The sequence below is a fragment of the Taklimakanibacter deserti genome (genome assembly GCA_003574785.1).
On sequence record QORU01000003.1, the window covers coordinates 435,298 to 446,745 of the forward strand.

General features: G+C 63.0%; 11 protein-coding genes and 1 pseudogene. 2 read left to right on the forward strand and 10 right to left on the reverse strand.

The window, feature by feature from the left end; genetic code table 11:
• Positions 1–17 precede the first annotated feature (17 nt).
• The 6 genes from DS839_RS08250 to DS839_RS08275 all read right to left on the reverse strand — a co-directional run bounded on the left by DS839_RS08250 (position 18) and on the right by DS839_RS08275 (position 6,228).
• Positions 18–2,681, reverse strand: coding sequence for a caspase family protein (locus tag DS839_RS08250; protein WP_119269809.1), 2,664 nt, complete (start codon positions 2,679–2,681; stop codon positions 18–20).
• Positions 2,682–2,757: 76 nt separating this feature from the next.
• Positions 2,758–3,240: a MaoC family dehydratase gene (locus DS839_RS08255; protein ID WP_368911345.1), complete on the reverse strand. Its 483-nt coding sequence runs from the start codon at positions 3,238–3,240 to the stop codon at positions 2,758–2,760.
• Positions 3,237–3,689: a MaoC family dehydratase gene (locus DS839_RS08260; protein ID WP_119269810.1), complete on the reverse strand. Its 453-nt coding sequence runs from the start codon at positions 3,687–3,689 to the stop codon at positions 3,237–3,239. The genes DS839_RS08255 and DS839_RS08260 overlap by 4 nt, the downstream gene beginning before the upstream one ends.
• 8 nt (positions 3,690–3,697) lie before the next feature.
• Positions 3,698–4,795: a redox-regulated ATPase YchF gene (ychF, locus tag DS839_RS08265; RefSeq protein ID WP_119269811.1), complete on the reverse strand. Its 1,098-nt coding sequence runs from the start codon at positions 4,793–4,795 to the stop codon at positions 3,698–3,700.
• The gene (pth, locus tag DS839_RS08270) at positions 4,795–5,403 is read right to left on the reverse strand and encodes an aminoacyl-tRNA hydrolase (protein WP_119269812.1); all 609 of its coding nucleotides are present in this window, start codon (positions 5,401–5,403) and stop codon (positions 4,795–4,797) included. The genes ychF and pth overlap by 1 nt, the downstream gene beginning before the upstream one ends.
• A gap of 48 nt (positions 5,404–5,451) precedes the next feature.
• Positions 5,452–6,228 (reverse strand): 50S ribosomal protein L25/general stress protein Ctc, encoded by a 777-nt coding sequence (locus DS839_RS08275; protein WP_119269813.1) that lies wholly within the window; start codon positions 6,226–6,228, stop codon positions 5,452–5,454.
• A 202-nt stretch (positions 6,229–6,430) separates the two neighbouring features.
• On the opposite strand from DS839_RS08275, the pseudogene DS839_RS08280 reads away from it, so the two are divergent.
• Positions 6,431–6,718, forward strand: a pseudogene (locus DS839_RS08280) (type II toxin-antitoxin system RelE/ParE family toxin).
• Positions 6,719–6,723: 5 nt separating this feature from the next.
• Positions 6,724–7,047 carry an addiction module antidote protein gene (locus DS839_RS08285; protein WP_119269934.1) on the forward strand — a complete coding sequence of 108 codons (324 nt, stop codon included), beginning with the start codon at positions 6,724–6,726 and terminating at the stop codon, positions 7,045–7,047.
• Positions 7,048–7,101: 54 nt separating this feature from the next.
• Here DS839_RS08285 and DS839_RS08290 read toward each other — a convergent pair whose 3' ends face one another.
• The 4 genes from DS839_RS08290 to DS839_RS08305 all read right to left on the reverse strand — a co-directional run bounded on the left by DS839_RS08290 (position 7,102) and on the right by DS839_RS08305 (position 11,445).
• Positions 7,102–8,085, reverse strand: coding sequence for a threonine ammonia-lyase (locus tag DS839_RS08290; protein ID WP_119269814.1), 984 nt, complete (start codon positions 8,083–8,085; stop codon positions 7,102–7,104).
• A gap of 15 nt (positions 8,086–8,100) precedes the next feature.
• Positions 8,101–9,033: a ribose-phosphate pyrophosphokinase gene (locus DS839_RS08295; protein WP_119269815.1), complete on the reverse strand. Its 933-nt coding sequence runs from the start codon at positions 9,031–9,033 to the stop codon at positions 8,101–8,103.
• Between the two features lie 131 nt (positions 9,034–9,164).
• The gene (locus tag DS839_RS08300; protein WP_162918383.1) at positions 9,165–10,289 is read right to left on the reverse strand and encodes a hypothetical protein; all 1,125 of its coding nucleotides are present in this window, start codon (positions 10,287–10,289) and stop codon (positions 9,165–9,167) included.
• A 4-nt stretch (positions 10,290–10,293) separates the two neighbouring features.
• Complete coding sequence (locus tag DS839_RS08305; RefSeq protein WP_119269817.1) at positions 10,294–11,445, reverse strand: M24 family metallopeptidase; 1,152 nt, start codon at positions 11,443–11,445, stop codon at positions 10,294–10,296.
• Positions 11,446–11,448: the final 3 nt, after the last annotated feature.

Here is an 11,448-nt window from a genome sequence, read left to right on the forward strand (position 1 = left end):
ACCTCGCCGTCGGTCATTCATTGTGGAGGCGCCGCAAGTGCAGCATCGAAGGCCCGCAGCTGCTCGCGGAAATAATCGTCATAGGCCGTATGCCCCGCCGATCTGTAGACATCCCAGGCGGCTTCGGTCGCTTGCCGTCCATCCAGAATCATTCGCCGGTCACCGTTCATGAGGCCGAGCGTAAGCAATGCCGAGCCCAGTCTGCTCTGGGTCGTGGCCCAATGCAGCGGCGCATCCTTGCGTGTCTGAACGGTAAGAGCGGCCCGATAGGCCGCTACCGCCTCGGAGAAAAGGGCTGTGTCGCCTTGACGCTCGGCCAATATCGACAAGACATTGCCGAGATTGGTCTGCGTTGCGGCCCATTTCAGCGGTACGTCAGTGCGTCGCCATACGGTAAGCACCGCGTCATAGGCCGCGACCGCTTTGCGCAGAGAGCGCGTGTCGTTTTCCTGTTCGCCGATCATTCGCAAGGCCGAGCCGAGATTGTTCTGCGCGGTGGCCCAATTCAGAGGTGCCGTCTTGGGCGTCAGGACAGTCAGAGCCGCCTCATAGGCTTTTACTGCATCGCGAATGGACGTCGTGCCGCTTTCCCTTTCATTCAATCTCGTAAAGGCATAGCCGAGATTGCTTTGGGTCAAGGCCCAATCGAACGGCAAGCGTTCAAGCGTCCGCACGGTGAGGGCCGCCTCAAAGGCCGTCACCGCCTTGCGCAGAGAGTCCGTGCCGGTTTCACGTTCACCTCGTCTAGTGAAAGCCGTGCCGAGACTGTACTGGACCAAGGCCCATGGCAGCGGCGTTCGCTCGCGCGACAATTCGGCAAGAGCCGCCTCATAGGCGGCTACCGCCTTGTTGATGGAGGCAACACCGGTTTCATGCTCACTCAGGCTGGCAAAGGCATTGCCAAGATTGTTCTGGGTCATGGCCCAATCGAACGGCGTGCTTTCTCGCCTGCGCTGGGTGAGCGCTGCCTGGTAAGCTGCCACCGCCTTGGACAGAAAGGTCGTGCCGGCTTCGCGCTCGCCCAGATTCTGAAATGCGGTGCCGAGATTGTTCTGAGTTGCGGCCCAAGCGAGCGGCTTGCGGTCGATGGTCCATTCGGTCAGCGCCGCCTCATAGACTGTTACCGCCTTGAGTAGAGAGTCCGTGCCGACCTCTCGTTCGCCCAGTCTGGTAAGGGCGTTGCCGAGATTGTTTTGCACAAGAGCCCAATTGTCACGGTTGTTGCCGCGTTCGGCGGCGAGGAGAGCCGTCGCATAGAGGGCCAAAGATTGCCTGAGCGCTTCATCGTCGGCCTTATAGTCGCCATGGTCGGCAAAGGCATCGGCTTCGGCCAGCTTGTATTTGAAGGCCAGCGCATTGTCCTTGCCTTCGACCTGTTCATAGGCTTTGCGGTATTGCTCGCCCGCCAGTCGGAAGTCGAAGGCCAGGGTCGCGGTCGCGGCATAATCGGCATAGGTCGAGGCGAGCTCGATCCGGTCGGCGATCACTTCCGCTTCGCGCCGGTCGAGCGTCTTGTCGAGCTCATCGGCGCGCATGGCTGCCTTGCCGCGGTAGTCCCTTGCAAGAGCGATGGCGCCTTCCGCCTGGGCCCGGTCCGCCAGCCCGGCGAGCTCGATCAGCTTCGGATCGTTGCGCAAGGGCAGTGCCTTCTCGGCCAAGAGCTTTCCGAGATTCTCCGCACCCCTGCGCAATTGCTCGTCCAGCTCATCGCGCCCCGCCGACGTATCGACCTTCAGCTCCTTCAGCATGCCATAGAGCTGATCGAGCGGCAGGGATTCGCTCCGTGCGAGGTTCTCGACCTCCGCCCTGACATATTGCGGGGTCGCCGCGATCGAGAGCGCCAGCTCGCGGCGCGCCTGGTCGCGCAAGGCATCATCATCAGTGGCGGCGGTGGGCGCGGCCTCGCCGAAATAGAGCAGTCGCCGCAAGCTCATATTCACCCAGGGCCTCTGCTTGCCTCGGGTCTTGAGATAGACCTCTTCGGTGATCATGGTCATGACGTCGCCGAGCGACGCGCCCTTCAGCGCGCCCAGATGCCGGAGAATGGCCGCGGCATAGGGGCTGTTCGAGCTTTTTGGATCATCATAGGCGACCGTGCCCGGCGCCGACGCGAAGCCCAGCACCATGGCCAGATTGTCGTCCGTCTCCTTCACATTCGTGTCGGCAAGGCCGACCGCGCCATAGGGGTTGTTGCGGCAGGCATCGAGCAGGAGGATGACGACCGGGACGGAAGCCCGCAGCTGATTGAGGATCTGGGTGAGCGAGATGAAATCCGCTTCGGGATCCGCCAGGCCGGAATAGCCCGCATCGATGGGGATGAGATAGTTCTCGCCCGAGGCCTGGACGCCGTGGCCGGAATAATAGAGCACCGCCACATCGGCGCCCTTCGCATCTTCCGCAAACCGGCCGATCTGGCGCTCGAGCTGCTCAGCGTCGAGATCGAGGGCGGCTCTCGCCTCGAAACCCAGGTCGATCAGGAGCTTGGTGATCTCACGCGCGTCGTTCTTGGGATTCTCGAGAGGCGACACGTCGCTCTTCGAATAGTCGCTCTGCCCGATGGCAAGGGCCACGCCCCTCAGGGGCTTTGCGTCTTGCGCCGAGGCGAGGGGGGCGAACAGGCAGGCGAGCAGCAGGATAAGTCCCGCCAAGGCCTTCCGCACCGCCTGCCGTCCTGCGCGCATCCGACACTCCGACTTCTGCCGAAGCCTGACATAGCGTCATGTCAGCATGATGCCCGAATTTGGGCAAGCCCGGAGATCAAGCACCTTTGCGCTGGATCATCACCTTGCCGTCGAAAGCGAAGACCAGCTCGCCATCCTGGTTGAAGCCTTCGCTATGCTTGGTGGCGAGGCCCCAGCGCGGCCGTGACGCCATCTCGCGCTTGGCGATGATCTCCATCCAATAGGTGACGGTGTCGCCCGGATAGACCGGCTTGATCCATTTGAGGTTGGTGATGCCGGGGGAGGGGCCGTGCTCGGGCAGGACCTCGCCGCGGGCGATCCTTTGCTTGCGCGACGCCTCGTCCGCCTCGACATAGCAGCGCATCCAGGCCGATGCGGTGTGCCAGCCCGACGCCGCAAGCCGGCCGAAATGGCTGTCGGCAGCGGCAGCATCGTCGACATGGAAGCTCTGCGGATCATAGGCGCGGGCGAAACGCAATACCGCCTCGCGGGTGAAATGATAGGAGCCGAGCTGCCATTTCTGCCCGACATGCGTCTCGTCGTAATAAAGACCCATCATGGCTGGCGCACCTTGATGAGATTGATGCCCGTCATGTCGATCTTGGTCTCGCCCTCGGCCGACTGCGCCTCCCAGCGCATGGTGACGAGGCCCATTTCCGGCCGGCTCTTGGACTGGCGCTTGGCGAGAACCGTCATGCGGCCGTGCAACGTCTCGCCGGCATAGACGGGCTTCAGCCACTTCACCTCATCGAGGCCGGGCGAGCCCATGCCGGCGGTGCGGCCGAGATAGCCGTCGACCATCAGGCGCATGAGGATGCCGCAAGTGTGCCAGCCCGACGCCGAAAGTCCGCCGAGGACGGAAGATTTGGCGCGATCCTCGTCAAGATGAAAGAACTGCGGATCGAATTCGCGCGCGAAGCTCTTGATCTCTTCCGCCGTCACCCGATAGGCGCCGAGATCGGTGCTCTTTCCGACAGTGAAATCCTCATAATGGAGAAGATCGGCCATCGCGTCCTCTAGTTGGCGAAGCGGAAATGCAGGACGTCGCCGTCCTGCACGACATAGTCCTTGCCTTCAAGCCGGAGCTTGCCGGCGTCGCGCGCACCCGCTTCGCCATTGAGACCGACATAGTCGTCATAGGCGATGGTCTCGGAGCGGATGAAGCCCTTCTCGAAATCGGTATGGATGACGCCCGCTGCCTGCGGCGCCCTGGTGCCCCTTGTGACGGTCCAGGCGCGGGCCTCCTTCGGCCCGACGGTGAAGTAGGTCACGAGATGAAGAAGCTCGTAGCCGGCGCGGATCACGCGATTGAGGCCGGGTTCGGTAAGGCCCATGGTGTCGAGATAATCCCTCTGCTCGGCCGCCGGCAGGACTGCGATCTCGCTTTCGATCTTGGCCGAAACGACGACCGCTTCGGCGCCTTCCTCCCTGGCACGCTCGATGACCCGCGCGGAATATTCATTACCCTTGTCGGCCGACGCCTCCTCGACATTGCAGACATAGAGCACGGGCTTCGAGCTCAACAGGCCCAGCATGCGGAAGTTTCTCTCCTCCTCGGGCTTCCTGTCGACGAGCCGCGCGGGCTTGCCCTCCTGCAGCAGCACGAGGGCGCGCTTGACGAGGTCGAACTGCTCCTTGGCTTCCTTGTCGCCGCCGCGCAGGCGCTTTTCGAGAGTGCTCGTCCGCTTCTCCAGGCTGTCGAGATCGGCCAGCATCAATTCGGTCTCGATCGTCTCGATATCGCGGATAGGGTCGACGCCGCCTTCGACATGAGTGACATCGCCATCCTCGAAGCAGCGCACCACATGGGCGATGGCATCGACCTCGCGGATATTGGCGAGGAACTGGTTGCCGAGGCCTTCGCCCTTGGAGGCGCCGCGCACCAGCCCGGCGATGTCGACGAAGGTCAGGCGCGTCGGAATGATCTGCACGCTCTTGGCGATCGCCGCGAGCTTGTCGAGCCGCTCATCGGGAACGCCGACGTCGCCGACATTGGGCTCGATGGTGCAGAAGGGATAGTTCGCGGCCTGCGCCGCCGCGGTCTGCGTCAGGGCGTTGAACAGGGTCGATTTGCCGACATTGGGCAGGCCGACGATGCCGCATTTGAAACCCATTATTCTTTCTCCTTTTTGACGGGCTTCGGTTTTTCCGGCTCAGGGTTGAGCGCCAGATGCACCCGGTTCTGGAAGGTCGCAAAATCATGCGCCGCGAGCAGGGGGGCATTTTCGGCGATCGTCGTGATAAGCGGTTCGAGCCAGGCCTTGTCGGCTTTGCTGAAATCGCCCAGCACATGCATATGAGCCGTGCCCTTCACCTCGAGCTTGCCGACACCGAGCCGCACGCGGTGATAGTCATTGCCGATATGAGCATCGATCGAGCGGATGCCGTTGTTGCCGGCACTGCCGCCACCGGTCTTGAGCCTGACCTTGGCCGGCGGCAGGTCGATCTCGTCATGGAGAACGACGACGTCATCGGGCGCCAGATCGTAGAAGCGCATCGCCTCGCCGACGGCGCGGCCCGATTCATTCATGTAGGTCTGCGGCTTCAGCGCCAAGACGCGCTCGCCGCCGAGCGTGCCTTCCGCCGTCTCGGCCTGGAAGCGCTTGCGCCACGCTGCGAAGCCATGGCGGCGGACGATCTCGTCCACCGCCATGAAGCCGATATTGTGCCGGTTGGCCGCATATTTGGACCCGGGATTGCCGAGCCCGACCAGAAGAAGCATTGAGCCCTCCCAAACCTTTCCGTCCCCTCGGGAACGGGAGGCGCAGGGTTACTTCTTCTTGTCGCCACCCTTGGCGGCAGGCGCCGGAGCGCCGGCCTTGGCGGCGGGAGCCGCGGCGGCAGCCTTGGCATCCTTGCCGGCGGCAGGAGCCGCACCCGGAGCCGCGGGAGGCGCCTTCTGGGCGGTCGCCGGGACTTCTGCGGAGGGCGTTTCGCCCGCGGCAGCAGCGGCAGCGGCTTCTTCCTCTTCCTCCTTGAGCCCGGCAGGAGCGGCGATCGTCGCGATCGTGAAATCCTTCTCGCGAACTGCCGAGGTCACATTCTCCGGCAGCTTCACCGCGGTCATGTGGACCGACTGGCCGATCTCGAGGCCGGTGAGATCGATCAGGATCTCGTCCGGGATGAAGTCGGCCGGGCAATAGAGGTCGATCTCATGGCGCACGATGTTGAGCACGCCACCCTTCTTGAGGCCGGGCGAGTCGACGTGGTTCTTGAAGTGGACCGGGACTTCGACATGGATGCGGGCGTTCTTGCCGAGACGCAGGAAGTCCACATGGCTGATGAAGTCGCGCACCGGCTCGAACTGGATGTCGCGCGGGATGGCACGGACGACCGTTCCGTCGACTTCGAGGTCGACGAGGGTCGACATGAAGCGGCCGGTATTCACATGCGGCTGCAACTCGTTATAGACGAAGGAGATATTCTGGGGCTCCTTCTTGTCGCCATAAACGACGCCGGGGACGAGACCTTGACGGCGAACTGCCCGGGCGGCCCCCTTGCCAGCCCCGCCACGCGCCGTGGCCTTAAGCTTGATGATCTTGGACATTCTCAACTCCGATTGGATATGGATTGCGCGGACCTTCCTCCAGGGGTGACCGGCGTCCACGCGCGGGCGGATATACAGATTTAGCCCCGGAGAAGCAACCCGGGACTATCCGGGGGCCAATGCCCGAGTTGGCAGAAGGTTGTCTCGGAAGATACTGTAAAATATGGTTTACACACGCCGTGAACTGTGATTTACATTCTTCATGGTTGAAATCCTCAGATCGCAAGCCTTTGCGGACTGGTTGAACAACCTCCGGGATCACCAAGCCCGGCTTCGCATCAGCCCGTATTCTCCGCCTGCAAGCAGGCAATATGGGTGATGTCGCCCCGGTTGGTGAAGGTGTCAGCGAACTGAGAATTCACTATGGCCCTGGATACCGGTCTATTTCGTGCGCCGCGGTTCGGTTTTCCTGCTGTGCGGTGGAGATAAATCGACGCAGGCCGCCGATATCAAGCGGGCGAAGCAGATCGCTCAAGACTGGAAGGGATGAACCCTATGGCCGAGAAATTCTCAAAGTACGATGCGGCTGAATTTCTCCGTACCCCGGAAGAGATCCGCCAATTCCTCGAAATCGTGTTCGAAGAGAACCTGGATGACCATGTCGTCATTGCCAATGCCATCGGTGCCGCCACCCGCGCACATGGCATGATGAAGACGGCCAGGGAAACCGGGCTTACCAGAGAAGGCCTCTATAAATCGTTCTCGGAGAACGGCAATCCAAGCTTCGCAGCTGTACTCAAGGTGTTGAAGGCATTGGGGTTGGGGCTGAAGCCGGTCACAATAAAAAAATCAGCACGGCCCCGGGTTGCTGCTGAATAGTGAGGAACCGAATAGACGGTCCTTGATCACGGCCATGCAAAGCGCATAGCCATATCAATCTCCTTGCGACGCGGCCTGGATGAGCGCATGGGCCCGTGCCAGGTCGACATTGCCGCCGCTGCCGATCGCCACCAGCGGCGCCCGTCGGTCGGCCAGCCCGCCGAAAGCCAAGGCGGCGGCAAGGGCGACCGCGCCCGCGGGTTCGAGCCATAAGCGTCCGCTGGCCAGCGCCACCCGCATGGCGTGGGCGATCTGCTCTTCCGTGACCGTGACGACGTCGTCGACATGGCGCTGGATCAGAGGGAAGGTCAGGTCACCCAATTTCTGGACCTTGATCGCATCGGCGCTACTGGCGCTCGGACCAGGGAGCGCCACGAGCTGCCCCGCGCGGAAAGATTGTGCCGCATCATTCTCAAGCTCGGGCTCGACGCCAAGGATCCGTATCGCCGGCTTGAGCTGCTTCAGGGCCGCGGCGATGCCCGAAATCAGACCGCCACCGCCAATGGGCACGAGCACCGCTGCCGCATCCGCGATCTGCTGGGTGAGCTCGACCGCGATCGTGCCTTGGCCAGTGATCACATCGGCATCATCGAAAGGCGGCACGAGCTTCAAACCACGTTCATGCGCGATCTGCTCGGCGAGCGTGCGCCGCGCGGCCGATGAAGGCTCGGCCATCAGGATCTCGGCGCCCAGGTCTCGTGTGGTCTTGATCTTGGGCTTCGGCGCGTCAGGCGACATGACGATGACCGCCGAGGTGCCGAAACGGCGAGCAGCCATGGCGACGGCCTGGGCGTGATTACCGGTCGAATAGGCTATGACGCCGCGGCGGCGTTCATCCTGCGAGAGGCCTCCCAGCACATGCAGGGCGCCCCGCACCTTGAATGAGCCGGTCGGCTGTAGGCATTCGGCCTTGACCATGATGGCATGGCCTGCCACCGATGCGACCCGGTCCAGCTCGATCAGCGGCGAGGGCCGCAAATGCCGGCCGAGAAGCTGATGCGCGCTGTGGAAGCGTTCAACGGCAATGTCGATCGTCATGGGGGCCGAAGCAGCTCAGTCGAACAGGCTCGACACCGACTCCTCGCGCGCGGTGCGCCCGATTGCCTCGCCGATCAAGGGGGCGATCGAGATCACCCTTATATTGCGGGCGACCTTCACCGCTTCCGTCGGCTGGATCGAGTCGGTGATGACGAGCGATTTGAGCTTCGATGAGGTGATGCGCGCGACGGCGCCTCCCGACAGGACGCCGTGGGTGATATAGGCCGCGACATCCTTCGCTCCCTGCGCCAGCAGGGCATCGGCGGCGTTGCATAAGGTGCCGCCTGAATCGACGATGTCGTCGATCAGGATGCAGGAGTGGTCCTTGACGTCGCCGATGATGTTCATCACTTCCGACTCGCCCGGACGGTCGCGACGCTTGTCGACGATGGCGAGCGGCGTGCCGATGCGCTTGGCGAGCGCCCTGGCGCGCACCACGCCGCCGACATCGGGCGACACCACGACGGTGTTGCGCAGGTCATAGTGGTCCTTGATATCGCGCACCAGAACCGGGCCGGCAAAGAGATTGTCGGTCGGGATGTCGAAGAAGCCCTGGATCTGGCCGGCATGCAGGTCGAGGGTGAGCACCCGGTCGACGCCGGCCCGGGTGATCAGATTGGCGACGAGCTTGGCGGAGATCGGCGTGCGCGGACTGGATTTGCGGTCCTGGCGGGCATAGCCGAAATAGGGGACGACGGCGGTGATGCGGCGCGCGGAAGAACGGCGCAGCGCATCCACGATAATCAAAAGCTCCATAAGATGGTCGTTGGCCGGGAAGGACGTCGACTGGACGATGAACACGTCCTGGCCGCGCACATTCTCCTGGATTTCGACGAAGATCTCCATGTCGGCGAAGCGCTTCACCACCGCCTTCGCCTGCGGCAGGTTCAGGTAAGAGGAAATGGCTTCGGCGAGCGGCCGATTGCTGTTTCCGCTGATGATTTTCATGAAGGGCCGGCCCTCTTTGGCAGGAAATCTCTGGCGGCTCTATATCAACAGGTCGGGCCTGGCGCAAAGGGCAGGTGGTGTATTTTCCTTAACATTCCACAGCTGCGAGAAAACTCTAACCCTCAAGGAAATCAGCGGTATTTCTTGACCAGGTCGTAGATGCCGGAGGCAGCTGCCTGTGCGGCAAAGAGCGCATTGTCGCCGAAACCGCCTTCCAGCGACCCCACGGGCACCTTATTGGCCTGTTTCACCGTGCCAAGCGTCTTGCCGTCCGGCGTCTTGACCGTCCAAGCCAGCGCCACCTCCTGGCTCTTCGCCGCCTTCGGTCCAAGCTTCACATGGCCCAGAATCGTGAGCGCATCCTCGCGGGGGCTCGTCAGCACCGGCCATCCGGCATCGGCCAGGGTCTGGCGCATGGCTTTGGTCAAATCGGCATTGCCGGTGCCGGGCGCGCCGCTCACCGGCAGGACGACGACGGCGCCGATCTGCTTACGGCCACTGCCATCTCCCTTGACGGGCTTGGCCGCCGTCGCGACCACCTTGTCATCTGCAGGCTCGGCTTCGGCGGCGGCCAGGGCCGCAGTCTTGCCCTCCGCGGGCGGCTGGGCCTCGGCTACGGCCGTCGGTCCCTTCCCTGGTCCATAGAGCGTCTCGTAATCGATATCCTTGTCGGCATCGGGGCCGGCTTTGGCATAGGTCTCGAGCGGCGGCGGGATGCCGCCCACTTCCGTCGCATAGCCAAGCTGTGACAGCCGGCTCGACAGGCTCTCGGCGGTATAGGCGGCAATGCGTTGGATCACCGTCGGCGTGACCTGCAGCCACGGATCGCCCGCGGGTGCCCCCGGCGCCACTTCCTCGGTCGAAATCGTGTGCAGCACGGTGCCCTTGGGATCGGTCAGCGTCCAATTGTAGCCGAGCTTTACCGCCGAGGGATCGGGAACCATGGTGAAGCTGCCGGTCAGCGAGAGAGTGGAGCTGTCGAGCTTGCTGTCGATGATCGCCATGTCACGCTTGCCGGCGGCAATGGCGAGCGCGTCCTTCAACTGGGCAAGCTTCGCCGCAGGCAATCCCGTCACTTGAACGAGCGCGATCGGCGGCACGGTCTTGCCGCTTGGACCTGGCGTCCCTTCGCCCTTGGCGAAAGGCTTCGACCCGCCGCCGCCGCAGGCGGCAAGCAAAACCAGGCACAGGACCATTAGTACAAGGACGGTGCCTTGCCGCAACCGGGCTGGACCTATGGTGAGAACGTCTCCCATGACCTCAGCGCAGGATCATCCGCAACGGATACTTTGACAAGGGCTCAGCTTTATCACGGCCCACGATGTAAGTCCTGCCCAGGCTGAAAGCGTGGCCCGTGACGCTGTCCATCAGGATCATGTGCAGGAAGAAGACCTGGTTCTTCGCGAGCTTGACCGGATTGCCGGTGAAGAACATCGGAAAGTCCATCCAGCTCGGGGTGAATTTGGCGCCCAGCGAATAGCCGCAAGCATTGTAGCGGTGCGCCTTCAGGCCATGCTCGTCCATGACGCGGGCATGAGCGTCGAACACCTCGCCCGCGGTCCTGCCGGGGCGCAGGACCGCCTCGCAGGCCTTGAGCGCGGCGCGGCAGGCCTCATCCATCTTCTCATGCGCCTTGCCGGGCTTGCCGATGACGATCGTGCGCATCAGCGCCGCATGGTAATGGCGGTAGACGCCAGCGAATTCGAGGGTGAGCTGGTCGCGTTTCGCGAGCTTGCGGCGGCCGGCCTTGTAGCGGCTCAAGAGCGCATCGCGGCCGGAACCGATGATGAATTCATTGCCCGGGTAATCGCCGCCGCCGGCGAAAATCGCCGCTTGCTGGGCCGCCAGGATACGGCCCTCATCGGCGCCGGCGCGGGTCTCCTCGATGCCGGCCTCGAGCGCGAGGTCGGCAAGCTTGCCGGCCTTGCGCACATAGCTGAGCTCGGCGTCCGATTTCACCACCCGGATGCGATCGACGAGGTTGGTCGCCTCGGTAAGCGTGCAGAAACCTGAAAGCGCCTGATCGACGGCCTTGCCGTTGAAATGCGTGAGGCCGTAGGAATTGGTCTCGATGCCGAGGCGCTTGCCCTTGGCGCCCAGGCTCGCCAGCATGTCGCGCAGTTGCTCGGCGGGCTTGGCGCCGGCGGCGTCGGTCCAGATCCGGATGTCCTCGATGATGGAGGTGTGCTGCGCCTGGCGCAAATCGGGTGCCCGGGTCAGGAGCGCCAGCTTGCCGTCGGTGCCGAGATAGAGGCACTGGAAGAAGCAGAAGCCGAAAGTGTCGTAGCCCGTGAGATAATACATGCTCTCCTGCTGGAACATCAGCAGGCCGTCGAGCCCTTCTGCCTCCAGAGCACGGCGCACCTTGGCGATGCGCGTCCGGTATTCTTTGCGATCAAAATGCAGTGCCATAAC

Excerpts from the sequence above, each read along its gene's own strand:
- DS839_RS08300 (WP_162918383.1), bottom strand. The coding sequence starts at position 10,289 with ATGGGAGACGTTCTCACCATAGGTCCAGCCCGGTTGCGGCAAGGCACC.
- DS839_RS08260 (WP_119269810.1), bottom strand. The coding sequence starts at position 3,689 with ATGGCCGATCTTCTCCATTATGAGGATTTCACTGTCGGAAAGAGCACC.
- DS839_RS08290 (WP_119269814.1), bottom strand. The coding sequence starts at position 8,085 with ATGACGATCGACATTGCCGTTGAACGCTTCCACAGCGCGCATCAGCTT.
- DS839_RS08250 (WP_119269809.1), bottom strand. The coding sequence starts at position 2,681 with ATGCGCGCAGGACGGCAGGCGGTGCGGAAGGCCTTGGCGGGACTTATC.
- DS839_RS08285 (WP_119269934.1), top strand. The coding sequence starts at position 6,724 with ATGGCCGAGAAATTCTCAAAGTACGATGCGGCTGAATTTCTCCGTACC.
- DS839_RS08275 (WP_119269813.1), bottom strand. The coding sequence starts at position 6,228 with ATGTCCAAGATCATCAAGCTTAAGGCCACGGCGCGTGGCGGGGCTGGC.
- DS839_RS08305 (WP_119269817.1), bottom strand. The coding sequence starts at position 11,445 with ATGGCACTGCATTTTGATCGCAAAGAATACCGGACGCGCATCGCCAAG.
- DS839_RS08295 (WP_119269815.1), bottom strand. The coding sequence starts at position 9,033 with ATGAAAATCATCAGCGGAAACAGCAATCGGCCGCTCGCCGAAGCCATT.
- DS839_RS08255 (WP_368911345.1), bottom strand. The coding sequence starts at position 3,240 with ATGATGGGTCTTTATTACGACGAGACGCATGTCGGGCAGAAATGGCAG.
- ychF (WP_119269811.1), bottom strand. The coding sequence starts at position 4,795 with ATGGGTTTCAAATGCGGCATCGTCGGCCTGCCCAATGTCGGCAAATCG.
- pth (WP_119269812.1), bottom strand. The coding sequence starts at position 5,403 with ATGCTTCTTCTGGTCGGGCTCGGCAATCCCGGGTCCAAATATGCGGCC.